The 24909-nt window shown below is 72.0% G+C and carries 24 protein-coding genes; 12 read left to right on the top strand and 12 right to left on the bottom strand.

The genetic code is table 11. The features are described 5' to 3' along the window. Positions 1–186 precede the first annotated feature (186 nt). Positions 187–1704 carry a S8 family peptidase gene (locus ACY34I_RS02165; protein WP_462751915.1) on the bottom strand — a complete coding sequence of 506 codons (1518 nt, stop codon included), beginning with the start codon at positions 1702–1704 and terminating at the stop codon, positions 187–189. A gap of 279 nt (positions 1705–1983) precedes the next feature. Between ACY34I_RS02165 and ACY34I_RS02160 the strand changes: the two genes are divergently transcribed. After that, the gene (locus ACY34I_RS02160) at positions 1984–6723 is read left to right on the top strand and encodes a hypothetical protein (RefSeq protein WP_462751913.1); all 4740 of its coding nucleotides are present in this window, start codon (positions 1984–1986) and stop codon (positions 6721–6723) included. Beyond that, entirely contained in the window at positions 6720–7313 is a 594-nt protein-coding gene (locus tag ACY34I_RS02155; protein ID WP_462751911.1) for a hypothetical protein, read from the top strand. The genes ACY34I_RS02160 and ACY34I_RS02155 overlap by 4 nt, the downstream gene beginning before the upstream one ends. A gap of 161 nt (positions 7314–7474) precedes the next feature. Here the strand turns inward: ACY34I_RS02155 and ACY34I_RS02150 are convergent, their stop codons facing one another. Continuing rightward, positions 7475–8209, bottom strand: coding sequence for a histidine phosphatase family protein (locus ACY34I_RS02150; protein WP_462751909.1), 735 nt, complete (start codon positions 8207–8209; stop codon positions 7475–7477). 124 nt (positions 8210–8333) lie between these two features. On the opposite strand from ACY34I_RS02150, the gene ACY34I_RS02145 reads away from it, so the two are divergent. The 3 genes from ACY34I_RS02145 (at position 8334) to ACY34I_RS02135 (ending at position 10092) form a co-directional block, all read left to right on the top strand. Then, complete coding sequence (locus tag ACY34I_RS02145; protein WP_255472206.1) at positions 8334–8576, top strand: hypothetical protein; 243 nt, start codon at positions 8334–8336, stop codon at positions 8574–8576. A gap of 158 nt (positions 8577–8734) precedes the next feature. Continuing rightward, positions 8735–9061: a hypothetical protein gene (locus ACY34I_RS02140; protein WP_462751907.1), complete on the top strand. Its 327-nt coding sequence runs from the start codon at positions 8735–8737 to the stop codon at positions 9059–9061. A gap of 56 nt (positions 9062–9117) precedes the next feature. Further along, a complete protein-coding gene (locus ACY34I_RS02135; protein WP_462751905.1) occupies positions 9118–10092 on the top strand; it encodes a DNA polymerase domain-containing protein in 975 nt (324 codons plus the stop codon). Between the two features lie 3 nt (positions 10093–10095). Here the strand turns inward: ACY34I_RS02135 and ACY34I_RS02130 are convergent, their stop codons facing one another. Then, positions 10096–10605, bottom strand: a complete 510-nt coding sequence (locus ACY34I_RS02130) for an Lrp/AsnC family transcriptional regulator (RefSeq protein WP_462751903.1) — start codon at positions 10603–10605, stop codon at positions 10096–10098. A gap of 72 nt (positions 10606–10677) precedes the next feature. Here ACY34I_RS02130 and pdhA point away from each other — a divergent pair, with 72 nt between their 5' ends. From pdhA to ACY34I_RS02105, 5 genes are all read left to right on the top strand, one after another. Next, complete coding sequence (gene pdhA, locus ACY34I_RS02125; protein WP_462751934.1) at positions 10678–11883, top strand: pyruvate dehydrogenase (acetyl-transferring) E1 component subunit alpha; 1206 nt, start codon at positions 10678–10680, stop codon at positions 11881–11883. Beyond that, positions 11883–12887 carry an alpha-ketoacid dehydrogenase subunit beta gene (locus ACY34I_RS02120; RefSeq protein WP_462751901.1) on the top strand — a complete coding sequence of 335 codons (1005 nt, stop codon included), beginning with the start codon at positions 11883–11885 and terminating at the stop codon, positions 12885–12887. The genes pdhA and ACY34I_RS02120 overlap by 1 nt, the downstream gene beginning before the upstream one ends. Then, entirely contained in the window at positions 12884–14296 is a 1413-nt protein-coding gene (locus ACY34I_RS02115; RefSeq protein ID WP_462751899.1) for a dihydrolipoamide acetyltransferase family protein, read from the top strand. The genes ACY34I_RS02120 and ACY34I_RS02115 overlap by 4 nt, the downstream gene beginning before the upstream one ends. Before the next feature lie 108 nt (positions 14297–14404). Continuing rightward, positions 14405–16084: a right-handed parallel beta-helix repeat-containing protein gene (locus ACY34I_RS02110; protein ID WP_462751897.1), complete on the top strand. Its 1680-nt coding sequence runs from the start codon at positions 14405–14407 to the stop codon at positions 16082–16084. A 140-nt stretch (positions 16085–16224) separates the two neighbouring features. After that, positions 16225–17490: a L,D-transpeptidase gene (locus tag ACY34I_RS02105; protein ID WP_462751895.1), complete on the top strand. Its 1266-nt coding sequence runs from the start codon at positions 16225–16227 to the stop codon at positions 17488–17490. Between the two features lie 107 nt (positions 17491–17597). Here ACY34I_RS02105 and ACY34I_RS02100 read toward each other — a convergent pair whose 3' ends face one another. Beyond that, on the bottom strand, positions 17598–18614 hold the full coding sequence (locus ACY34I_RS02100) for an SMP-30/gluconolactonase/LRE family protein (protein ID WP_462751893.1): 1017 nt from the start codon (positions 18612–18614) through the stop codon (positions 17598–17600). 185 nt (positions 18615–18799) lie between these two features. Between ACY34I_RS02100 and ACY34I_RS02095 the strand changes: the two genes are divergently transcribed. After that, positions 18800–19150, top strand: coding sequence for an STAS domain-containing protein (locus ACY34I_RS02095; RefSeq protein ID WP_148799401.1), 351 nt, complete (start codon positions 18800–18802; stop codon positions 19148–19150). 68 nt (positions 19151–19218) lie between these two features. On the opposite strand, the gene ACY34I_RS02090 is transcribed toward ACY34I_RS02095, so the two are convergent. The 7 genes from ACY34I_RS02090 to ACY34I_RS02060 all read right to left on the bottom strand — a co-directional run bounded on the left by ACY34I_RS02090 (position 19219) and on the right by ACY34I_RS02060 (position 23119). Then, a complete protein-coding gene (locus tag ACY34I_RS02090) occupies positions 19219–19587 on the bottom strand; it encodes an FKBP-type peptidyl-prolyl cis-trans isomerase (protein ID WP_462751891.1) in 369 nt (122 codons plus the stop codon). A gap of 146 nt (positions 19588–19733) precedes the next feature. Continuing rightward, complete coding sequence (locus ACY34I_RS02085; RefSeq protein ID WP_462751889.1) at positions 19734–20327, bottom strand: DoxX family protein; 594 nt, start codon at positions 20325–20327, stop codon at positions 19734–19736. A 355-nt stretch (positions 20328–20682) separates the two neighbouring features. Then, positions 20683–21399, bottom strand: a complete 717-nt coding sequence (locus tag ACY34I_RS02080; RefSeq protein ID WP_462751887.1) for a helical backbone metal receptor — start codon at positions 21397–21399, stop codon at positions 20683–20685. A 66-nt stretch (positions 21400–21465) separates the two neighbouring features. Next, on the bottom strand, positions 21466–22017 hold the full coding sequence (locus ACY34I_RS02075; protein WP_462751885.1) for an Asp23/Gls24 family envelope stress response protein: 552 nt from the start codon (positions 22015–22017) through the stop codon (positions 21466–21468). Then, positions 22014–22532: a hypothetical protein gene (locus ACY34I_RS02070; protein WP_462751883.1), complete on the bottom strand. Its 519-nt coding sequence runs from the start codon at positions 22530–22532 to the stop codon at positions 22014–22016. Before ACY34I_RS02070 ends, ACY34I_RS02075 begins: the two co-directional genes overlap by 4 nt. A gap of 1 nt (position 22533) precedes the next feature. After that, positions 22534–22917: an Asp23/Gls24 family envelope stress response protein gene (locus tag ACY34I_RS02065; RefSeq protein WP_462751881.1), complete on the bottom strand. Its 384-nt coding sequence runs from the start codon at positions 22915–22917 to the stop codon at positions 22534–22536. A 13-nt stretch (positions 22918–22930) separates the two neighbouring features. Continuing rightward, a complete protein-coding gene (locus ACY34I_RS02060; protein WP_462751879.1) occupies positions 22931–23119 on the bottom strand; it encodes a hypothetical protein in 189 nt (62 codons plus the stop codon). Between the two features lie 221 nt (positions 23120–23340). On the opposite strand from ACY34I_RS02060, the gene ACY34I_RS02055 reads away from it, so the two are divergent. Further along, on the top strand, positions 23341–24216 hold the full coding sequence (locus ACY34I_RS02055) for a hypothetical protein (protein WP_462751877.1): 876 nt from the start codon (positions 23341–23343) through the stop codon (positions 24214–24216). Positions 24217–24531: 315 nt separating this feature from the next. Here ACY34I_RS02055 and ACY34I_RS02050 read toward each other — a convergent pair whose 3' ends face one another. Then, on the bottom strand, positions 24532–24879 hold the full coding sequence (locus ACY34I_RS02050) for a histone-like nucleoid-structuring protein Lsr2 (protein WP_264998431.1): 348 nt from the start codon (positions 24877–24879) through the stop codon (positions 24532–24534). Positions 24880–24909: the final 30 nt, after the last annotated feature.

Genomic DNA, 24909 nt, shown 5'->3' with positions numbered 1-24909 from the left:
GGCTAGCCCCGCGGATCAAGGCGGGCCTGGGCGCCACGGACTTTGATCACCTATGGTCGGCGTAGGCACCGGGCGACGTCCTTTAGTCGGCTGATGCCGCCAGCCGTACCCGGGCGTCGAGCAGCGCAAACAGCAGGACGGGGCCCGGCGTCGGAACGCCGGACCCCGTCGCTGGTGGTGCGGGTGTTACTTGACAACGTTGAACGCGTCGACCATGCCGGCACCGTAGAACCCGTTCCGCTCACCGCCGGAGCAGTACGACGGGCCGATGTTGTGCGGCAGCGTGGCCGGCGGAACCGGCACCGGCCAGTTCGGCACCGGGTCGTAGACGCCGGCCGGGCAGGACTGCGCCACCGACGTACGCTCCAGGAACGCCGACAGCTGGCCCGGGGTCATCCCCGGGTGCGCCGACAGCGCCAGCGCCGCGACACCGGTGGCGTGCGGGCCGGACATCGAGGTGCCCTGCTTGTACCCCCACCCGTCGGTCCGGGTGCGGGTGTTGAAGGTGGTCGACAGGATCTGGTCCGCGGTGGTCGGGCCGGCGCCCTTCGTGCGGAACCGGCTGTCACCACCCGGGGCCGTCACGTCGATGACCCCCTGACCGTACGAGGAGTAGTAGCTCTTCTGCCCGGTCGGGCCCACCGCGGAGACGGTGACCACACCCGGCGCCTCGGCCGGCAGGTCGAGGCAGGCGCTGTTGAGATCCACGCGAGGCGTGGGCTCCTGGCCCTCCGGCAGGTTGTTCGGGCTGTCGTAGTCGGTGTTCTTGTGGGCCAGGTCGTAGTTCGAGTTGCCCGCGGACGCGATGTTGAGCACGCCCTTGGACTGCGAGTAACGAATGGCCCGCTGCACCGCCTGCCACACCGGACGCTGGCGCGCGTCGTTGCGGCAGTTCAACTCCCACGGGTCGATGAAGTAGCTGTTGTTGGTCAGCTGCATCCCGTGCTCGGCGGCCCACATGAACCCGCAGACCGCAGCCTCCGGGAAGATGGAGCCGCCGTTGTCGACGACCTTGACCGCCGCCACCTTCACCCCCGGCGCGATGCCGGTCACGCCGACGCCGTTGACGGCGGCGGCGATGGTGCCGGCCACGTGCGTGCCGTGGTCGGAGTTGGTCGGGTTCCAGGCCGCCTCGGTGGTGTCGGTGACACCGCCGATGCAGGACACGCTCTTGTCCTTGGCGATCTGGCTGGCCAGGTCGGGGTGGCTGCTGGAAATGCCGCTGTCCAGTACACCGACCACGACATTCGAGCTGCCGTTGTTGACCGCGTGGGCCTGCGGAACGTGGATCATGTCCATGTCCCACTGCTGGCCGTACATGGGCTCCTTGGTCGGGTCGCCGGTGGCGTTGGCGACGTCGGCCGCGGAGACCTCGACGGTCTCGCCCTCTTCGAGGGCGGTGCCCAGGCCGGCGGTGGACGCGACCGACTCGACGCCCGCGCCCGCCACCTGGGTGGCGAAGTTCGGGTTGGTCGAGCGGACGACGAGCACGCCGATCTGGTCGTAGCTGGCCACCACGGTGCCCTTGGCGGCCGCCACGCGGGCGGCGGCCTTGTCGGTCTTGGCGCCCTGCGGGGCGAGGACCAGGAACGTGGTGTCCGGTCCGGTGGCCGCCGCCGGTGCCAGCCCGCCGGTGAGGGCGAGGCCGACGCCGAGCGTCACCGCGGACGCGGCGGCCAGTGTCTTGCGACGGAGGTTCTTCACACAGACTCCCAGGGGGCCGATCCAGCCGTACCGCACTCCCTGGAGGGGAGGGGCCGGCGGAAAACGAGCAGGCTGCTCGCCTTCGACGGTTCAGCGTAGGGAGTGGGTGTGGTGTTACACACACCCGAACGGACGAACAACAACCGTCAGACGGTGGTCAAACCCCCGGTCAGTTGACTGGGTCGGTCGGTCTCTCTGCCGATGCCACGGCAGCATGTTCCAACCGGCCGTATTCCCGCTGAAAATCATTGACACATTTCACTGGTTCGAAGACGATGATTGTCGTCTGTATTACAGACCGGCCTCGGGGGGGTCGCGCAGCGTAACTGTCGCGCGTCATGGCTGCATCAGGTTCGTCGCGCGTCCCTGGGCCCGACCGTCTTGGTCACACCAGGAGGATGCATGGCCGCACCGTATGCCGACCTCACTCCCATCCTCGTCATCCTGGCCGTCGTCGCGCTCGTGCTCATGCGGGCCCGGCGCAATCCGTCGTGGCCGGTCAAGCTCGCGCTGGCCCTCGGGGCGGGGCTGTGGATGGCGCTCGCTGCCGGAGCGATCTGGATGGTGAGCCAGGCAACCGCCGCTCAGCTGCCCGGACCGCAGCCGGCCGCCTCATCCAGTGATCCGTGTTCCGCAGGTCAAACACCGAAACGCTTCACAGTCTCGCTCATCAATCTGCCGATCTTCCTCAACCGCTTCGGGGACGTGGTGCCGGAAGGCCGCATGTACGTGCTCGATGAGAACATCGAAAAGGTCCGGAGCGGCTTCGCCAATGCCGCCAACCCCGCCAAGGCGGACGAGAACGACCTGATCGAGCCCCTGACGTTGCGTGTCAATCGGGGCGACTGCGTCGAGGTGCAGTTCACGAACCGCCTCAACGAAGAGGCGCCGTCCCTCACCCGGCAGGTACGCGACAATGCGATCTTCACACTGCCTGGGGAGACTGTGCGCGCTCCGGGCACGGTCACCACGGCGCCCCGCGAGTTCGCCCCCGCGCTCACGGTTCCCGACAACGACTTTGACCGCACCGTGGCGCCGAACGCTTCGATGCACTTCGACGGGCTTGACTACGACGTCAAGGGCTCGGACGGCACCATCGCCGGCTACAACCCCGACTCCACCGCCCGCCCCGGCCAGACCATCACCTACCGGTTGTTCGCTCAGGTGGAGGGTGAGTTCCAGTTCAAGGACGGAGCGGACTTCTCGTCCCAGCAGACCCGCCCGGTCGACAGCACCGGCAAGGTCCGCTTCATCGGCTCGCACTCCTTTGGAGCGTTCGGCGCCATCATCGTTGAGCCGCCCGGCGCAACCTGGGTGGACTCCCGCACGGGCGAGCCGCTCTCGTCGGGCACGCGGGCCGTCGTGCAGCGGCCGGACGGCTCCGACTTCCGGGAGAACGTGCTGTTCATGCACGACGAGGTGGAGGCGGAGCCGGGCATCCTGACCCGCTTCTGCCGCAGCGAATCGAGCGGCGAACAGGGTGGCAACGAGTGCGTGCAGCCGACGGCTGCCCAACTGGAGCTGCTGACCGAGGGGACGCTGCCGGGCCTCGGCGGCGGTGACGCGGATGCCCTCGTCCAAGGCGAGGTGCCGGTCAAGCTGGAATGGTTCGCCTTCAACTACCGCTCCGAACCCGGATTCAACCGGGAAGAGGTGGGCTGTCCGGCCGCCACCCGCGCGGCCCAGGAGTACGACGCGGAGCGCTGCATCGGAGAGGAGACAGCCCTCTCCTCGTGGGCGTACGGCGATCCCGGCGGCGGCGACCTGGTGTTCGCCAACTACCGCGGTGAGCCGACGCAGGTCCGGCTGCTGCACCCGGCCGAGTTGGAGACCCACACGTTCCACTGGCACGTGAACCGCTGGATGTTCGACCCGGCTGACGAGGGTGGGTTGGATCAGATCAGCAAGCCCACCCACCGGACGACGACCACCAACGTCCTCGACGTGCAGGCGGTGTCGCCCGGCAGCCACTACGGTCTGGTCGTCCAGGGCGGCGCCGGATCGGCACACCGGGACAAGCCGGCCACCTTCGGCGACATCATCTTCCACTGCCACCTCTACCCGCACTTCGCCACCGGCATGTGGGGGCTCAACCGCACTCTCGACAAGTTCGAGGATGGGAGCCGGTGGAACCCGGACGGGACGCCCATCCCGGCACTTGAACCACTGGCCGACTTCGACTATCAGAAGGACGTGGACGGGGTGAACCCGCCGCCTTCGCCAACGACGGGGACGCCTGGCTTCCCGCTGTTCGTACCCGGCAAATTCGGATTCAAGGCTCCGAAACCGCCGCTCGGAGTGCCCGAGCGCAGCGAAGCCGGCGTCTTCCCGCCGACGGCGTTGGAGCAGGCCGCGGCGGACCCGGGGGCCAAGGTGCCCGGAGGCTACTTCCAGGATCCCTGTCCCGCCGGTCGCCCGACAAAGACGTACGAGGTGGCCGCGATCGAGATCAGTCAGGAGTACAACCCCGAGCTGAAATGGACGAATCCGCAGTCCCGGGTCTACGTGCTGCAGTCGGACAAACAGGCGGTGCGGGACGGGCGAAAACCGGAGCCCTTCGCGCCGATCCTGAACGTCGGGGACTGCGTCGTCTACAAGCTGACCAACGAGTTGCCCCGGCAGTTCGGCGGCAATGTCTTCGACCGCGCTCAGGAGACGAACGAGGTCGGCCTGCACCAGCACATGGTCCAGTTCGACGTGCTGTCGTCCGACGGGGCGGCCAACGGCTGGAACTACGACCAGGGCGCCGACATCGACCAGACCATCACCTACCGCGACTTCGTCCACGAGAACACGAGCACCAACTCCTTCCACGACCACTTCTTCCCCAACGTCCATCAGGACAACGGGCTCTTCGGTGGTTCGACCATCCACCCGGCTGGATGCGTGCCGTCTCCGAACCCTCGGCCCGATTCACCAATCGGGACGATCTTCGACCTGCACTGCACACCCACGACCGACTACGCCGGCCAGCAGACCGACGGCAAGGATTACCGCAACTTCTCGCTCTTCATAGAGGACCACGTGCCGGTCTTCCAGCCGGGCGACCCGAACACCAGCAACGACGACGCCTTCGTCACCAACGACGGCGTGCCGGTGCACCCGCCCAAGTTCCCGTCCAGCACTGATGACCAGGGCGTCATGGGGATCAACTACCGCCTCGAGCCGTTCGAGGCGCGCAGGAACGCCGACCCGGCGGACCTGTTCAACTCATCGGTCCACGGCGATCCGTTCACACCGCTGTTGCATGCGTACGGCGGGGATCCGGTGAAGTTCCAGATTTTCCAGTTGTCACAGGAGGAGTCGCACGGCTTCAACCTCGAGCGCTTCCGCTGGAAGTTCGAACCCAAGGACCCTGAGTCGAACGTCGTGCAGGCGCAGCACATCGGCATCCTGGAGTACTTCGAGCTAGCGATGCCACTGGACCAGTTCCCGCCCCTGACCCAGCATGTGATGACGCAGGACTTCGAGTACTACCTCGGCGGCGCCGACGACTTTTTCCTCGGCGCCTGGGGCAAGGTGCGCCTGTACTCCTGTTCGAACCCCGAGTTCGGGCCGCCGCCGTCGGTCCGCACACTGCCCGATTACCCGGCTGACCACTGTATCGGCGGGGACGTCCTGCCCTCGGGCGCGGCCAGGGCCGAGGCGTCGGAAAACGCGAGTTCAGCCGCCGAGACCTGCACGACGGGAGCGGACCGGTCCTTCAGCATCGTGGCGATCAACAAGGACGTCACCTACAACAACGCCGGTGACCACGACCCCAACGGCCTGATGTACGCGCTGGCGGCCGACGAGAACGCGATCCGGACCGGCAAGAAGCCGCCCGAGCCGTTGGTGATCAGGGCGAACGCCGGTGACTGCATCGCCGTCACGTTCACGAACAAGCTCGACCCGGCCAAGATGGTCCCGCACTGCCACGAGGCGATCGAACCGGGGCAACTCGGGTTCAAGCGCGGGGTGCTGAGTTATCCAGCCTGCATAGACCAGCCACCGAAGAACGAACACAACGTGCCCGGCTTCCAGCCGTTCCCGGTCAGCGCGAAGGCCTCCATCACCGCGCAATTCGTGGAATCGACGCCTCCGGTCGCGGTGGCACCCGGGGCGAGCACGGTGTACCGCTGGAAGATTCCGACGAATGTCACCGGAATGGCCCTGCTGCGCGACGGCGCGGACGTCCAGAACCACCTGCACCACGGCCTGTACGGCGCGCTGGTCATCGAACCCGCCGGGTCGAACTGGGTCAACCCGGTCGATGGTCGCGCCCTCACCAGTGGCACGAGCGCCGTCATAACCCACCCCACTCAACCGGACTTCCGGGAGAACATCGTCCTGCTCAACAGCGATCTGGCGCTGTTCCGGAAGGACACGAACGGCAACACCGCAGACGACCCGCCGGTGCCGGACAACTTCGATCTGGTCACCCCGCCGAGTCGGGAGGCCGACGACCCCGAGGACCAGGGCGAGTTCTCGGTGAACTATCGCAACGAACCCTGGTCGCACCGGTACGCGACGGACCAGAACATCACCAACATCTTCAGCTCAGCGATACACGGCGATCCGTCGACACCGCTGTTCCAGTCGTATGCCGGTGACAAGACCGTCTTCCGGGTCGGGCAGGCCGTGGGTGACCCGCGTTCGACGAGCTTCAGCCTGCACGACCACACCTGGCGGCGTTCGCCGAACGACCCGCAGTCCCAGATCGCCGCGAGCCAGGGCCAGTTCAACCCAGGGGTGGTCTACGACATCGTCCTCGACCCGGCCGTCACCGGCGGGGCTGGGGGCCGCCGCGCTGCGGCGGGCGACTACCTCTACCACACCAACACCCTCGCTCGTCACATGACCGGGGGGCAATGGGGGCTGTTCCGGGTGCATGCCACAGCGCAGTCCAATCTGATCCAACTTGCCGATCATCCGCTCGGGCCGTCAGGGAGTGCCAGCGGAACCACCCCGCAGTCCCTGGCCTGGCTCGGTACACCGGCACCGGCCAGCCGCCGCGGACGCCGAGGGAGGCGACGGTGACCAGCAAACTCAGGCTGCCCGATGAGATGTTGGGCAGGCCGCCGTCGCGAGGGCCGGTCAGAAGACCGGCCGGCCGCGGCCGGAGCAAGCGGCACCGGGGCCCGAGTCCGTTCCGCCAAGGCATGATCCTCGGCATCTGTCTGGGGATGACCGTCGCGCTGATGATCGGAGCGTTGGGATTTCTGCTCACTCGACCGACCGCCGTAACGGGCGCGTCGACGGGGCAAGCCGAGAAGAAGGGGGCCGGCCAGCCGGCGGCAGGCCAGGAGCAGCCGGCGGCGTCGATCGATGTGACGGCCCAGCACATCGGCGACCTGCAGGTGCGGATCGAAGCCAAGGTCAGCGCACCCGGCTCCTACGACCCGATCACGAAGGGGCAGGTGTTCGCCTACACCGACATGGTGGCCATGCCGCTGTCCCACAAGAAGGGTCCGGTTGTGATGGCCGAGGTGGCCGGCCGGCCCGGCACGTATCAGGCTGTTACCCAGGTGCCCATGATCGGCGAGTACAACGTCACTGTCGAGGTGCGGCAACCGATGGCATCGCGAGCGGACAAGCGGGTTGATGTGCAGGGGGTGACGAAGAGCTGACGCCTGTCCACGAAACCTGAGGTCGTGGGCCGGCTCCTTGGGGAGCCGGCCCACGACCACGTGGCGGGGACTCGCAGCAGATGTCAGTTCAGACGGTCGCCGGGGTGTGCGGGACCTGAATGCTCAGCGCGCAGACCCGCAGCAAGGCGGGGGTGATGACGTCACGCCGGCTCGGCATGGACCTCGTCCTCCCGGGTTCGCGGGGCCCCTTCCTCGGACAGGTGGGTGACGTCGTTGAACATGTCCAGGGCGAGCCGGCCGGCGGGGCCGACCGACCAGCCGGTGACCGAGCAGTTGGCGATCGAGTGTGCCCGGGTCAGCGCCAGCAGTTCGCCCTCGGTGAGCCCCTCCACCAGGTAGCGGAGCACGAAGACCAGGGCGTCGTGGCCGAACAGCAGCACCCGGCGGCCCTCGTGGTCGCGGCGCAGGTCGCCGAGGAGCGCGCGCAGCCGCAGCGCCACGTCGGGCCAGGACTCGCCGCCGGGCGGCCGGTAGTAGAACTTGCCGAGCCGGGTCCGGCGTTCCGCCTCCATGGGGAACCGCTGCCGCACCCCGTGCTCGGTCAGCCCGTCGAGGACGCCCTGCTCCCGGTCGCGCAACCGCTCGTCCCGGCTGACCGGGATGCCCGTGCCGGCCAGCGCCAGGTCGGCCGTCTGCACCGCCCGCAGGTACGGCGACACCACGGCCAGGTCCGGGCGGTGCGCCTCGGGCAGCCCGGCGAGCCAGCGTCCGGTGGCCCGGGACTGCTCCTGCCCGGTCGGCGACAGCGGCACGTCCGCGTCGCGCTCGTGGGTGAGTCCGATCAGTTCGGCCCCGGCCGCCTCCGCCCGGCTCGCCGCGACGTTGGCCGTGCTCTCGCCGTGCCGCACGATCCACAACGCCGCCAGTTCCGCCATGCGGCCTCCGGTACCCGGGCCGCCGGGCGGTAACCGCGCGTCCGCCGGACCGGCGGGGCGTGAACCCGTCGCGGGCGGGTATGCGCTGGCGCTACCGGAAGCCGAGACATGGGGGAGGTATGTCGTGGCCACGACCATGACCAAGGAACAGATGAGCCCGGTGCGGGACAAGAACTACGACCTGATCCACACGCTGCAGATGTCGTTGGAGAACATTTACCGGATGGACACGTACATCGCCGACGCGGACCAGCGCGGCGACACGGAACTCGCCAACTGGTTCCGCAAGATCCAGGAGAACAACCGCAAGGCCGGTGACCAGGGCAAGCAGATGCTCATGGCGCGGATGCAGCAGGAAGGTCGCTGAGCACCGGCGCGGCCGGGGCCGGGACGCGCGCCGGTCCCGGCAGCCGCGACCCTTTCCCGGGCAGTGCCGCCCGGCTGACCGCTGCCCGGAACGGGGCAGCGGTCGGACCCGTCGATGGAACAGAATGTCCCGTCCGACACGACGGGATGGAGCCATCGATGACGGTCCTCAAGGGTCTGCGGGAAGCCCTGGTGCTGCTGGTGATCGCGCTGGTGGTGGTCGCGGCCGGCGCGGGTGTCTGGGTCGCGGTGTCCGGCGGTCAGTTCGTCTCCCGGTTCGCCGTCGCCCTGATCGTCGTCGGCGCGTTGCTCGGGGTCACCGGCGACCTGACCCTCAGCCGGGTGGGCATGCTCGGCGCCCGGGCGGCCTTCGGGCTCGCGCCCGAGCGGGAGACGGGCGGCGGCGGCCGGGTCCTGACCGGCGTCGGGATCTTCCTGTTCGTCGGGCTGCCGCTCGTCGTCGTGGGCGTCATGCTGGTCTCCTGACCCTCCGCTGCGCGGCGGGCGACCGTGGCGGCCCGTCGCCCGCTACCGTGTGAGGCGTGGCGACCACGGCGGCCGAGGAGATCCGGGTAGGCGAGCGGGTGGTCCGCGTCTCCAGCCCCGACAAGCCGTACTTCCCGGAGCGCGGGCTGACCAAGCTCGACGTGGTCCGCTACTTCCTCGCCGTCGGCGACGGCATCCTGCGTGCCCTGCGCGACCGGCCCACCATGCTGGAGCGGTGGCCGCGCGGCGTGTTCGAGGGCGCGAAGATCGCCACCCGGCAGGACAACCGGGGCGACGCGTTCTATCAGAAGCGGCTGCCGGCCGGGGCGCCCGAGTGGGTACGCACCGCGCACATCACCTTCCCCAGCGGCCGGACCGCCGACGAGGTGGCCCCGAGCGAACTGGCCGTGGTGATCTGGGCGGTCAACCTGGGCACCCTGCGCTTCCACCCGTGGCCGGTGTCCGCCGGCGACGTGGAGCGCCCCGACCAGCTCCGCATCGACCTGGACCCGATGCCGGGGGTGGACTTCGCCCAGGTGGTCCCGGTCGCCCACGAGGTGCGCGCGTTCCTCGACGAGCTGGGGATGGTCGGCTACCCGAAGACCACCGGTGGTCGGGGCATCCACGTCTACCTGTCCATCGAGCCGCGGTGGAGCTTCGGCGAGTGCCGGCGTGCGGTGCTGGCGCTGGGCCGGGAGATGCAGCGCCGGCTGCCCGACCTGGTGACCACCACCTGGTGGCGGGAGCAGCGGGACCGGCCGGTCTTCGTGGACTACAACCAGATGGCCCGCGACCACACCATCACGTCGGCGTACTCGATCCGGCCCACCCCGCAGGCGCTGGTCTCCGCCCCGCTCGACTGGTCGGAGCTGGACGACGCGCGGCCGGAGGACTTCGACGTGGTGAGCATGCCGGCCCGGTTCGCCGAGCGGGGCGACCCGCACGCCGGCCTGGACGACCGCCGGTTCTCCCTGGAGCCGCTGCTGGAGTTGGCCGACCGGGAGGGCCTGGAGGCGCCGCCGGAACGCTGACAGCTACTGCTGCCACGGGCTCTGCGCCCCGTCGAACTCCTCGAAGACCAGCCAGGTACGCGTCGACAGCACCCCGGCGATGCTCTGCACCCGCTCCAGCACCACGTCCCGCAGGGTGGCGTTGTCCGGCGCCCGCACCAGGGCCAGCACGTCGTGCTCGCCGCTGAGCAGTGCGACGTGCTCGACGTAGCGCACCCGGGCCAGTTCCTCGGACACCTCCCGCCAGGTGTTCTGCTCGATCGTCAGCGCGATGTACGCCGACGTGCCCAGCCCGGCGGGCTCCGGCGCCACCCGGGCCCGGAACCCGGTGATCACCCCGTCCCGGATCAGGCGCTCCACCCGGGCGTACGCGTTGGTGCGCGAGACGTGCACCCGTTCGGCCAGCGTACGCATGGAGATCCGGCCGTCGTCGACCAGTTCGCGCAGGATCCGCCGGTCCACCTCGTCGAGCGGCCCGGCCGAACGTCCCGTTCCGCCCGCCACGCCCGGTACCGGGCTGGTCTCCTGGCTCATGAACCGCTCCCACTCATGCCATTCGTCCCGCGTTCAGCCGGCAACTTGAGTCAATCATCCGACGGCGTGAGCATAGGTCCACCACACGTCCAGGAGGTCCCCGCCGTGACGACCACACCCCAGGCGGTCCGCAGGGCATCCCCCCGCACCCGCCGGAAGGCCAACCCTTCCGTCCCCGACCCGTCGGCCGGCCTGCTGCCGCGTACCGAACCGGTCCGGCTGCTCAACCCGGACGGCACCCCGCTGCCGGCCCGGGACGACTACCCCGAGCCGCCGCTCGACGCGCTGCGCGAGATGTACCGGCGGATGGTCGTCGGCCGCCGCTTCGACGTGCAGGCCACCGCGCTGACCAAGCAGGGCCGCCTCGCCGTCTACCCGTCCTCGCGGGGCCAGGAGGCGTGCCAGGTCGGTGGGGTCCTCGCGCTGCGCGACACCGACTGGGTCTTCCCGACCTACCGCGAGTCGATGGCGCTGACCGCCCGGGGCATCGACCCGGTCGAGGTGCTCACCCTGCTGCGCGGCGACTGGCACTGCGGGTACGACCCGGCCGCCCGGCACACCGCGCCGCAGTGCACCCCGCTCGCCACCCAGTGCGTGCACGCCGCCGGCCTGGCCTACGGCGAGTCGTACCAGGGGCGGGACACCGTGGCGCTGGCCTTCATCGGGGACGGCGCGACCAGCGAGGGTGACTTCCATGAGGGGGTCAACTTCGCCGCCGTGTTCAAGGCCCCGGTCGTCTACTTCCTGCAGAACAACAAGTACGCGATCAGCGTCCCGCTGTCCCGGCAGACCGCCGCGCCGAGCCTGGCGTACAAGGGCGTCGGCTACGGCGTGCCCAGCGAGCAGGTCGACGGCAACGACCCGGTGGCCGTGCTCGCGGTGCTCACCCGCGCCGTGGAGCACGCCCGGTCGGGCCAGGGGCCGTTCCTGGTCGAGGCGCACACCTACCGGATGGAGCCGCACACCAACGCCGACGACCAGACCCGCTACCGGGACGCCGAGGAGGTCGAGGCGTGGCGGGACCGCGACCCGATCGCCCGGCTGGAGGCGTACCTGCGGGCCCGGCGCGAGCTGGACGACGCCGCGGTCGCCGCGATCGCCGACGAGGCCGAGGCCTACGCCGCCGCGCTGCGCGACCGGATGAACGCCCAGCCGACGGTCGACCCGCTCAGCCTCTTCGACCACGTGTACGCGGAGCCGACCCCGCAGCTGGTCGAGCAGCGCGAGCAGGTCCGCGCCGAGCTGGCCGCCGACCGCGACGAGGAGAGGGACGCCTGATGGCCACCATGACCATGGCGAAGGCGCTCAACGCCGCGCTCGCCGACGCGCTGCTCGACGACGAGCGGGTGGTCGTCTTCGGCGAGGACGTCGGGCAGCTGGGCGGCGTCTTCCGGATCACCGACGGCCTGCAGGCCCGGTTCGGCGACAAGCGCTGCTTCGACACTCCGCTCGCGGAGGCCGGCATCGTCGGCTTCGCCGTCGGCCTGGCCATGTCCGGGCTGCGGCCGGTGGTCGAGATGCAGTTCGACGCGTTCGCGTACCCGGCGTTCGAGCAGATCGCCTCGCACGTGGCAAAGCTGCGCAACCGCACCCGTGGCGCGCTCAGCGTGCCGATCGTCATCCGGGTGCCGTACGCCGGCGGGATCGGCGGGGTGGAGCACCACTGCGACTCCTCCGAGGCGTACTACGCGCACACCCCGGGCCTGAAGGTGGTCACCCCGGCCACCGTCGGGGACGCGTACTCGCTGCTGCGCGAGGCGATCGACGACCCGGACCCGGTCGTGTTCATGGAGCCGAAGAAGCTCTACTTCTCCAGCGCCGAGGCGGAGCTGCCGGCGCGTACCGCGCCGTTCGGCAAGGCCGTGGTGCGCCGGGCGGGCACCGACGCCACCCTGGTGGCGTATGGGCCGGCGGTGCCGGTCGCGCTGGAGGCGGCCGAGGCGGCCCGGGAGGAGGGCTGGGACCTCGAGGTCGTCGACGTACGCACCATCGTGCCGTTCGACGACGCCACGGTCACCGCGTCGGTGCGGAAGACCGGCCGGTGCGTGGTGATCCAGGAGGCGCAGGGCTTCGCCGGGGTCGGCGCGGAGATCGCCGCCAGGGTGCAGGAGCGCTGCTTCCACGCCCTGCACGCCCCGGTGCTGCGGGTGTCCGGCCTGGACATCCCGTACCCGGCGCCGATGCTGGAACACACCCACCTGCCCTCGGTGGACCGGGTGCTGGACACCGTGGCCCGCCTGCAGTGGGACGACCAGCCCGACGCCCGGTGGGTGGCGGCATGAGCACCGCCCTGGGCACTCTGGACTTCCTCCTGCCGGACCTGGGCGAGGGGCTCAGCGAGGCGGAGATCGTCGAGTGGCGGGTCGCCGTCGGCGACGTGGTCGCCGTGGACCAGTCCGTGGTCGAGGTGGAGACCGCCAAGGCGGTCGTCGACGTGCCCTGCCCGTACGCCGGTCGGGTCGTGGCCCTGCACGGCGCGGCGGGTGAGGTCCGGCCGGTCGGCCAGCCGCTGATCACCATCGCGCCGCTGGACGGCGGCGGGAGCGCGGAGCCGGCCGGGCACGCCACCTACCGCGAGGAGGAGCGGGCCGGCTCCGGCAACGTGCTGATCGGGTACGGCACCGGGCACGGCGGCTCCGGCCGGCGGCGTCGCCCCCGGCTCGCGCTGGCCCCGGAGCCCCCGGCCGCCGCGCCGGCCCCGACCGGCCGGTCGGCGGACCGGGCCGGCGGGCCGGCGGCGGCCGACCCGGCCCCGGGTGGCGCGGCGAGCGGCGGCGCCGGGGTGGCCGTGGGCCCGGCCCCGCGGACGGCGGCGCTGGTCATCTCCCCGATCGTGCGGCGGCTGGCGAAGGAGCGCGGGGTCGACCTGGCGTCGGTGCGCGGCACCGGCCCCGGCGGGGTGATCCGCCGCGCCGACGTGGAGGCCGCCTCGGCCGCCCCGGCGCCCCGGCTGGCCGCCGTGCCGGACGCGCACGTCGGGCTCGCCCCCGGCGGGGACGGTGACGTGGTCATCCCGCTGACCGGCATCCGCAAGGTCATCGCCGACAAGCTCTCCCGCAGTCGGCGGGAGATCCCCGAGGTGACCATCTGGGTCGACGTGGACGCGACCGGGCTGCTGGCGACCCGGGCCGCGATCAACGCGGCCACCCCGGACGCGCCGGTCAGCATCCTGGCGCTGCTGGCCCGGATCTGCCTGAGTGGTCTGCGAAAGTACCCGCAGCTCAACGCGCACGTGGACACCGAGGGGCAGCGGATCATCCAGTCGGCCGGGGTGCACCTGGGCATCGCCGCGCAGACCGACCGGGGCCTGGTCGTCCCGGTGCTGCGCGACGCCCAGCGGCTGACCACCCGGGAGTTGGCCGCCGCCCTCGCGGAGACCACCGCGGCGGCCCGCGCCGGTACCCTGCCTCCCGCGCGGCTGACCGGCGGCACCTTCACCCTGAACAACTACGGGGTGTTCGGGGTGGACGGCTCCACCCCGATCATCAACCACCCGGAGGCGGCGCTGCTGGGCGTCGGCCGCATCGTGGACAAGCCCTGGGTGGTCGACGGGCAGCTCGCGGTCCGCAAGGTGACGCAGCTCAGCCTCACCTTCGACCACCGGGTCTGCGACGGCGGCGTGGCCGGCGGCTTCCTGCGGCACGTGGCGGACTGCGTCGAGCAGCCCGCGCTGCTGGTGGCGAACGTCTGACCTGCCGACCCGGCCCCGGCCCCGGCCACGCCTGGGGCCGGGGCCGTTCTTCGTTTCTCCGCCGCCGGACCGGGAAAGCGAGCCCGGTCGCCGAGGGGGAGGAACGGGATGCAGCACTCGCACGTGCCCTCCGCCGGTGGCGTACGCCCGCACCCGGTCGCCGGCGCGCCGCTGATGTGCAACGCCCGGGAGCACGGGCTGACCGGGGACGGGACGACCAACGACCAGCCCGCGTTCGCCGCGCTGGTGGACCGGCTGGGGGACGCGTACGCCGCCGACCGGCGGGCCCGGGTGATCTACTGCCCGCCCGGGGTGTACTCGATCCGGGACGCCGGCACGGTCTGGCGCAGCGGCGTGTCGCTGCTGGGCGCCGGTCCGGGCGCGACCCGGTTCGTGCTGAGCAACTCGGGCAACCGGGCCGATCCCACCCCGCTGGCCTTCCACACGGCGGCGCTGCACGGCGCGGACCGGGAGCGTCACCTGGCGGACTGCACCTTCGCCGACTTCGAGATCGACGGCTCCGGGGTGGCGTCGGCCGAGTACAACCCGCTGGCCAAGGGGCTGGGGCTCCAGTACGTCGTGCGGGGCGTGTTCCGCAACCTCTACATCCACCACACCGCGGGCACCGGCCTGGGCTGCGACTTCCTCCAGGACTGCCTGATCGACGGCGTGCTGGTGGCCGGTTGCGGGCGGCTGGACAACGGCATCGAGATGGGCGGGGCCGGTGTCGGCGTCGGGGTCGGCGGGTGGGGGAGCATCGAGCGGGTCAACATCATCAACTGCTCGGCGGTCGGCAACGCCACGAGCGGGATCTTCCTGGAGTTGCAGCAGGCCGGGGCGTTGCGGCCACGCGGGATCCGGATCATCGGCTGCCACGCCCAGGGCAACCGCTTCGGCATCACCGACTGGGGCGCCAACGGCCTGATCGTCTCCGCCTGCACGCTGACCGGGAACCTGGAGGCGGGATTCCACGTCTCGGCCAAGGGCACCACGGGCACCGCCGGTCGCGGCGGCATCCTCACCGACTGCGTGATCGACGGCAACGTGCGTGACGGGGTCAGCATCGGCAACACCCCCGGGCCGTACACCATCCGGGGCAACCGGATCACCGGCAACGGCCGGTACGGGTACCACCAGCGCAGCCTGGGCGGCGAGGAGCAGGAGTGCGCCCGGGAGATCGTCATCGAGGGCAACGACTTCTACGGCAACAGCCTGGACGCGATCCGGATCGACCGGCCGATCGTTGACGCGATCATCGTCGGTAACCGGATCCGGAGCAACGGACGGCAGTGTGGCCCGGTCGTCCGGGGCGGCGGCGAGTCGGTGCGTTACAGCGAGAAGCTGGTGGTCGACCGGCGGGCCGAGTGGCAGGAGGACGAGCACCGGGGCAAGGTGGTCCGGGTCGGCGGCCGGATGGCGCTGGTGGCCGCGAACAACGCCACTGAGCTCACCCTGGCGCCGGTCCGCCCCGACGCGGTCACCGCCTGGAGCGCGGACGTCCCGACGCCCGGCACCGCGTACGAGCTGCCGGCGGCGCCCGGGGCCCGGGCCGGCATCACCGTGCACGCCGCGCTCGACTCGGCCAGCATCCGGGGCAACCGGGTCTGGGACAGCCTGCAGCCGGCCACCCAGACCCACGGGTTCTGGATCACCGAACGGGGCAGTTGCGTGGACTGCCGGGTGGAGGACAACGACCTGGCCGGCAACGCCGAGGGCCCCACCCGGCTCGACACCCCGCCGATCGGCGGCCGGTGGGAACGCAACCACGGCGACGACGAATGGGACTGAGGGGTCGAACAATTCCCATTCCCGTACGCGCCCGACAGACGTGAAGTCGCCCCGGTCAAGCAATTGCCGGGAACAGCCGACAGCTTCTGCGGCGACCGACAGAATGTGAACGAAGGGGGAGTGGAAATGGGGTGCGGAAAATGGACCTGAGGCGGCGAATGACGCTGTTCGCGGTGACCATCGCAGCCACGCCACTGGCGGTCGGCGCGTGCACCGCCGGGCCGAAGTCGGTGGTGAAGCACGGTCAGGCTGCCGGCCCTTCGATCACGGTGACACCGGCCGACCGGACGAAGGACGTGCCGGTCAGCGCCGAGGTGGGGGCCACCGTCAAGGACGGGAAGATCACCGGCGTGCGGCTGACCGACGACAAGGGCGCGCAGGTGCCGGCGGAGCCCCGCGAGGACGGGTCCAGTTGGGTCCCGTCGCGCCCGCTGCAGAATTCGCGGACGTACACGGCGGAGGTGACCGCCACCGGCGACAAGGGGAAGACGGCCACGCAGAAGACGACGTTCACCACAATGGCGAAATCGACCAAACAGGCGATCAAGAGTACTTTGTATTTCACCGGGGAACAGACGTACGGGACGGCCATGCCGTTGGTGGTCGCTTTTGAGCCGGGCATTCCGAAGGAGGCCCGGGCGGATGCGCAACGCCGGTTGTTCGTGAAGACCGATCCGCCGCAGCCGGGCACCTGGTCGTGGCTGGCCGACGGCACGCAGGCCTACTACCGGGCGCCCGACTTCTGGAAGCCGGGCACGAAGATCAGCGTGCGGGCCGGCTTGGAGGGGCTGCCGATCGGGAAGGACCAGATCGGGGACGCGGACCGCTCGGCGAGTTCGAAGATCGATCGACAGGTCTCGCTCGATATCGACAACGCCACCAAGCAGATGTCCGTCTACCAGGACGGCAAGCTGCTCAAGAAGATCCCGGTCAGCCTCGGCAAGCCGGACACGCCCAGCTCCAGCGGCAACATGGTGATCATGGAGAAGTTCGACCGGACCACCTTTGACACCCGGGGTGAGGCGAACGGCGGGTACGTGGTCGACGTGGACGACGCCCAGCGCCTCACCTGGGGCGGCGAGTTCATCCACGCCGCGCCCTGGTCGGAAGGGGAACAGGGCTACACCAACACCTCGCACGGCTGCGCCAACGTCTCCACCTCGGCGGCGGACTGGCTGATGGGCATCACCCACGTCGGTGACCTGGTCACGGTCAAGGGCACGGAGGTGCAGTTGCAGGCCGGCAACGGCTGGACCGCCTGGAACGTCGGCTGGGACGAGTTCGCCAAGGGCAGCGCGCTGCCGGTGCCGGCGGGGCTCAAGCCCACCGTCAGCGCCACGCCGCACCCGGGCGCGGTGGCCGGCGGCTCGGCGCCCGCCCCCGCCCCCTCCAGCAGCGGCGGCTGACCACCGGGGGAGGAACGACCATGGTCGGCCCGCCGTAACGGCGGGCCGACCCCTCGGTCGCCTCGGCGGTGTCCCTGCGGGAACCACGGCGGGTCGACCGTAGGCGGTCAGGCCAGGTCGACGCGGGCCACGCCCGCCGCGGTCAGGCTGCCCAACCAGAGCCGCTGCCCGTGCTGCCGCACCCCGGTGATCATCGGGTACGTCCCGCTCGGCCCGTGCAGCGTCCGCAGCACCCGCCCGGTGCCGTCCACCAGCGCGACCAGCCCGTACCGGCGCGGCTGCGGCTGCACCGCGCCCGGCAGCAGCGCGACGAGTTGGCGTACCCGGGGATGCGGCAGCAGCTTCTCCATGATCGGCAGCCGGGGGCTGGGCAGCGCGATCCAGTAGGTGCCGTCGCCCACCGCGGACACGTTGTCCGGATAGGCCGGCAGGTCGGTCAGCACCGTGGCCCGGCCCTCCGGCAGGTCCACCCGGAGCAGCCGGTGGGTCGCCGTCTCCACCAGCATCAGTGCGGACTCGTCCGGCGTCAGCGCCACCCCGTTGGGGAAGTACAGGCCGTCCGTCACCACCTCGGTGCGTCCGGTCCGCCGGTCGTACGCGAGCACCCGCCCGTTGGGGCGGTGCTCCAGCAGGTCCCGCTTCCAGTGCGACAGCGGGAACCGGTCGGAGGAGTCGGTGAAGTAGATCGTGCCGTCCCGGGCCACCGTGGCGTTGTCGGCGAGGTGCACGGCCTCGCCGCCGGTCAGCTCGCGCACCGCCCCGTCCGGCGTGACCCGCAGCAGCCCCCGGTACGCGTCGCAGACCACCAGCCCGCCGTCGACCGGGTCCAGCTCGATGCCGAGCGGCCGGCCGCCGGTCTCGGCCAGCAGGGTGGGGCGGGTGCCGGCCGGGCAGTCCGCCGGCCACCACCAGAGCCGGCCCTGCTCGTCGCCGCTGACCACCCGGCCGTCCGGGTCGATCAGCACGTCCTCCGGGCCGTGCCCGCCGTTGGGCAGCGGCAGCAGATCGGCCCGGTCGAGCCGGTCGTCGGTGGGGGCCCACGGCCCGGCCAACGGCGGCGGCACGGTGGCCGGCTCGCGGACCGGCCGGATCAGCAGGGGCGGACGCTGGCGGGGGACGGCCATCGGGTCATTGTTCCCCGCCGATGTCCTGCCGGGCAGCTCCCGACGGCGTGTCGTGGTTCCGCTGACGGGCCGACCCGCGGGCCTGGGGGACAACCCCGAGGGTCTCGGGGTCGGACCCGGGACGTACCCGGATCCCGGGTTCCGGCAGGCCGGAAGTGTCGGTCCCCCAGGATAGATTTCTCGGCATGGGGCAGCACAACGACCGGTTCCACGTCGAGATCACCGTGGGCGACCACGAGGTCGACCTCCGGGCGGTCGGCGAGATCGACATCGCCACCGTGGCGTCGTTCCGGGCCGCGCTCTGGGCGGCCCCGGCGCGACCCGTGCTGCGGGTGGACCTCTCCGGCGTGCGGCTGCTCTCCGCGGCCGGCGTGCGCACGCTGGTCGCGGCGCACCTGCGGGTCCGGGCCCGGGGCGGCGAGCTGGTGCTGGTCGATCCCGGTCCGGTGGTCGCCCGGGTGCTGCGGGCCACCGGGCTGCACCGGGTGATGCCGGTCCGGGAGTCGGTCGTCGCGGCGGAGCTCGTCGCGGCCTGACCGTCGACCGTCTCAGCAGGACGGCCCGGGGCCGCCGGCATGGGCTGCCGACGGCCCGGTGGGCCGAGTCAGCGGACGCCGAGCAGGTCCACCACGAAGATCAGGGTCTCGTTCGGCTTGATGGCGCCGCCGGCGCCCCGCGCGCCGTAGCCCAGGTGCGGCGGGATGGTCAGCCGGCGACGGCCGCCGACCTTCATGCCGACCACGCCCTGGTCCCAGCCCGCGATGACCTGGCCGCCGCCGAGCGGGAACTCGAACGGCTCACCCCGGTTCCACGAGGCGTCGAACTCGCGGCCGGTCGAGTGGGCCACGCCGACGTAGTGCACGGTGGCGAGCTGGCCGGGGCGGGCCTCCGGGCCCTCGCCGACCGTGATGTCCTCAACGACGAGATCGGCGGGCGGCGCGCCCTCGATCGGGCCAACCTCGGGCTTCTGCATGAGCGGGTCTCCTCGGTGTTCCGGGTGTGGTCCCCGTCGATCCTGCCGGATCGCGACCGGCCGATCCGCGCCGGTCCCGCCAAAGGGACCGGTCGTCGCCCGAAAGGGCGGGCGCCACCTGCGGTGACGCCCGCCCGGGGCTCAGTTCACCTGAGCCAGGGGAGCCGCTGGACGAAGGGGAGCCGCGCCCAGACCCGGCCGAGGCCGAGGGTGTCGCCGGCGCCGACCAGGGCCAGGACCGCCAGCACACCGGCGTAGATCAGGTGGTCGTCCATGAAGGGGTTGTTCGCGGGCGGCAGCACGGCCGTCCACATCATGACCAGCAGCAGCCCGCCGGCGACCGCCGCGATCCGGGTGCCGATGCCGAGCAGCAGCGCCACACCGATGCCGAGCAGGCCGAGCATGAACAGCCAGTCCGCCCAGGCCGCGCCGGCGATGCCCTGGTAGAAGCCCTGGAACGGGCCGGCCGTGCCGAAGGCCAGGAAGCCCTTGGTCGGGCTGCCGCCGTTGATCCAGGCGGCCTTCGCCGCGGTCTCGTGCCCGAGGCCGAACATCTTGTCCAGGAAGGCCCAGAGGAAGGTCCAGCCCAGCGCGATCCGCAGGCCGGCGAGGACGTACCGGAGGGCCCTCGCGCGGGTGGTCTCGACGTTACGGGTGGTGGCGACCGCCGGAACCCTGGTGTTCGCCGGAATCTTGTTGTTGGCGGTGACCCGTTCGATCGTCGCGGTCATGGTGTCCACGCCCCTTCTGTGGCTCGCACCGCGCTTTCCGGTGGCAACTCCATTCCAGCCCGGCACATGGGCGGCGAGCAGGGCCGACCGGGCCGCTCCTGCCCGGGACCTTGGACCCGTTTCCGGCCGGTCCGGTCGGCCTGCCCCCGGCCGGTCCACCGCCTCTGACCCGCGCCACCGTGGCGGTCCTAGCGTCGTGAGTGGAAAGAGGAGGTCGTGATGCGGGCGTGGCAGGTGGGCGACGTGATGACCAGCGACGTGGCGACAGTGGAGGCGGACACCAGGGCGGTCGACCCGGCGCACCCCAACGTTGCCTGACCGTCGGCGGCCGCGGGCCCACCCGACCGGTGGGCCCGCGCCGTGCTTAGACCGGACGGGCGAGCTGGGCGGCGAGCAGCGCGGGCGCCTCGGCGAGGGAAGGCCCGTACCAGGTCAGGTGGCGGCCCGACACCAGCACGGCCGGTACGCCGGGAAAGGCCTCCGGCCCGTCGTCGGCCGTGAAACGGTACGGCTCGTCCGGCAGCACCACCAGGTCCGGCCGTCGCCCGCGCAGCTCGTCCAGGCTCGGGCGGGGATAGCGTTCCGCGTGGTCGGCCCACTGGTTGGCGACCCCGAGCCGGTGCAGCACGTCACCGGCGAAGGTGTCCCGGCCGAGCACCACCCACGGCCGCCGCCACACCGGCACCACCGCCGCCCGGCGCGCGGTCGGGGCGGGCAGGTCGGCCCAGGCCCGGCGGGCGGCCCGCAACCAGTCCGGCTCGCCGGTCACGCCTAGCGCGGCGACCAGCTCGCCGAGCTGGGTCAGCGCTTCCGGCACCGTCCGGGGGAAGGTGACCCGCACCGGTACGCCGGCCGCTTGCAGTGCCGCCGCGTCGGCCCGCCGGTTCTCCTCCTCGTTGAGCAGCACCAGATCGGGCTGGAGCGCGAGCACCCGGTCCAGGTCCGGGTACTTGCTCCCGCCCACCCGGGCGACGTCCAGCCCGTCCGGATGGCTGCACCAGTCGGTCGCCCCCACCAGCACCTCGGGCCGGGTCAGCGCCACCGCCTCGGTCAACGACGGCACCAGCGACACCACCCGCACGTCGGGCCCTCCCCTCGGTCCCGTCCATGCTCCCGCAGGCGGTCGGCAGACCGACGAGCGGGCGGGTCAGCGCGGGGACTCGGCTACCAGGGCGGTCACGTCCAGGTGGGCCGGCTGGCAACCGACCGTCGCCGCGAACCGCCGGACCGCGGCGTCCACGTGCGCGCGGGCCGCGTCGAGACCCGCGTCCGGGTCCAGGCACACCTCCACCCAGACGTCCGGCCGGCCGATCGGGCCGGTTAGCACCACCCGGGCGCGGCGTACTCCGGGAGCCCGGCACAGATCCCGCTCCAGCGCGGCGGTCAGCACCTCGCTCGCCACCCGGGTACGCCCGCGCCCGTCACCGGGATGCGCCAGGGTCCCGGCCAGCTGGCCCGGCACCCGCAGCCCGGCAACCAGCAGCCGTTGCCCGAGCAGGGTCACCAGCACCCCGCCGACCGCCACCGCGAGGGGGCTCCACGGCGTACCGGCGCGCCACCAGGTGGCCGGGCCGGCCGCGAGCAACGGGACGCCGCCGCCGGGCAGCCAGCCCAGCCCGACAGCCAGCGCCGCTCCGCCGACGGCCACGAGCGCCAGGGCGAGCACCGTCCACAACAGCCGGTGGGCGGCGTTGCTCACGTGGGCCGCCGGGCCGGTAGGAGCCGGACCTCGATCCGGCTCCGGCGCGGGGCGGCCAGCCGGTCGAGTTCGCGGCGCAGGGCGAACTCGACGTCGGCGCGGGCCGCCGGATCGGCGGTGGCGATCACCCGGGGCCGCCAGGCGTCCCCTCGCCGGCGCAGGCGTACCCGGGCCCGGCGGACGCTGGGCACGGCGCAGACCGCGCGGGCCAGCCGCCGTTCCACCGACCGGCGGTGCAGGTGCCAGCCGTCGTCCGCGGCGAGCCGAAGCCGGGCCGGGCGCCACCGGCGCAGTTCGGCGGCGAGCACGACCAACCCGAGCAGGGCCATGCCGGCGGCGACCGCCCGGACCGGGGCGTCCTGCCAGCGGGTGGTGGTGAGCGTCGCGTACCAGTGGTGGATCAGCGGACCGGGACGGCCGAGCGCGGCGAGCAGCCCCTCGGCCACGGCGAGCGCCCCGGCGGCGAGCAGGGCGACGGCGAGCAGCAGGGTGGCGATCCGGTTGGCCGTCCGCACGTCAACCCCCGGCGGCCGTGACCGCGCCGCCCCGGGCGCCGTAGCCTCCGGGGTACGGCGGGTCCGTGTCCAGGACGACGTCCACCACCGTGACGGTGGCCGACTCGACGGCCAGGCCGGTGTGCGCCGCGATCCGGGCGGTGACCCGGCGGCGGACCGCCGCCGCCACCGTCGGCAGGTGGGCGCCGTAGTTGACCACGAGGTCGAGGTCGATCCGGGCGGCGGGCCCGTCCACCCGGACGGTCGCCACCGGGCCGGACACGGCCGGGGTCAGCCGCGCCACGTCCTCGACAAGCCGGGCGAGCCGTTCCTCGGTCCAGGGTCGGGCCGGCGGGAGGGCACCGCCGGGGACGGCGGTGGCGCGCCGGGGCAGAGTGCCGGTCATCGGACGCCTCCAATCAGCGGCGCCGGTGGGCGGGGGCCCGGTCGGCGAGCCCGGGCACGGTGACGTCCCCGTCGAGGATCCGCACCAGGAGCCAGCCCACCAGCCCGGCCAGGGTGGCGCCCGCCGCCGCGCCGGCCCCGCCGAGCGCCCAGACCGCGATCAGGAGGAACCCGGCGAGGAACCCGAACTGCTGGCGCGTCATGCCCACCTCCGCTGTGCGGTGACTGACCGGACGGGCGGGGCGTACCCCTTTTCCCGGCGCGCACTCATGGCGGGCGCGGCCGGTGCCGGGCGAAGGTGACGAACGGGTACGAGCCGGTCAGGGTGCCGGCCCAACGGGTGGCCCGGGCGATGAATCCCCCGGCACCGGCGAGGCGTCGGCCATGATCGAACGCCTACACTCGAGCGTCGATCGAGCGACGGATGGATCTGGCGAAGATGACGAGCACCGGCAGCGTGGCGGCGTCCTGGCTGCGTCCGATCACGGGTGCCCCGCTGTTCAGCCGGGCCGGCCAGGTCGGGTACGCGTCGCGGCGGCTGAGCGAGCTGGTGCAGGGGCGCCCGCTGGGGATCACCGGACACCAGTGGAACACCGCCAGCCGGGAGGGCTTCGACCAGGTGGTGTGCGCCGCGGACAGCGGCTGGCCGGTGTTCGCCGTGCAGTTCGTCCCGCCGGCGCCGGCGGCTTCCGCCGCCCAGCGCGCCGAGCGGATGACCAGTGCGGTCTGCGCCGCGGTCGGCCTGCCGGTGTTGCGGGTCGAGTCGCCGACGCTGGGCGGCGGCGAGCACGGCCGCCGCCTGGCCGAGTACGTCATCGACGCGCGCGGCTACGCGGCCGGCACCGAACCGGAGGGCGGGGACGCGGTCGGGTTTCGGGACATCGTCGGCCGGCTCCCCGACGGCCGCCGCGGGCCGGTCAACGACCTCGGGGCGCTGGCCCGGGCGGCCGCTGTCGAGGCGTACGTCGAGCGGCGCCTCGCCGACCCGATCGTCCGCGGGCTGCACGTGTGCTGGACGGACGGCCCGGCCGAGGGGTGGAGCTGGGTCGAGGTGCGGCCCGGCCGGTGCCTGGTCGAGCGGGTCCAGCTCTTCGCGCAGCGCTTCTCCTGTGGGGTGGACCCGGGCCGGCTCGCCGAGGACCTGGCCGCCGTGGCGGTCGGGGAGCGGCTGCGCGACCTCGAGGTCACCGAGCCGCCGCTGGTGGACCGGGACGAACTGCGGGAGCAGATCCGGCGGCTCGCCGCCCGGCGGGACGAACTCGACGGCGGCTTCGCGTTCGATCACCTCTGCGCCGACTGACCCCGCGCGGTCTGGGCCGGTGGCGGTTCGCACCGCATCCCGATGATGGAGCGGGCCAACCGGACGCCCGCCTTCGACGCCCGGTTACCACCCGGCGTACGACGGGGCGACGTGCCGGACGGAGACCAGGTCGACGTCGAGGTAGCTGGCGACGAACCCCGCCCAGCCGGTTGATCAGGGCAGCGGGGCGACGGGGTGGAGTCGGCTGCCGCCTCTCCTCCCGTGGATGAAAATTGTTAACGCGGGGAAAAGCCGACCGGGGTCACGCCGATTTCTCAGCGTGACCCCGGTGTGCCCGACGGTGAACCGGGAGGTTCAGCGGTTCTTGTAGGCCTCCACCACCGAGACGGGGATGCGGCCCCGCTCGGAAATCTCGTAGCCGTTCTTCACAGCCCATTCCCGGATGGCGCGGTTCTGCTCGCGGTCCATTCCAGAGGTGGCCGGACGGATCGTCCGGCGCGCCGCGCGCCCCGCCTCGACCGGCCCGCGGCCGATCCGCCTGCCAGCGGTGATGAACGGGTCGAGGGCCTTGCGCAGGACGCCCGCGTTCTCGTCGGAGACGTCGATCGTGTACGCCACGCCGTCCAGGCTGAACTCGACGGTCCGATCGGCCTTTCCGCCGTCGAGGTCGTCGGTCAGAACGGTGATTACTTTCCTTGCCATCGCCATTGCTCCCTGTGTCGGGCGGGGTGT

It is taken from the genome of Micromonospora sp. RTBAU3-60 (assembly GCF_054963695.1).
This window is presented reverse-complemented; position numbering and strand designations above follow the sequence as displayed.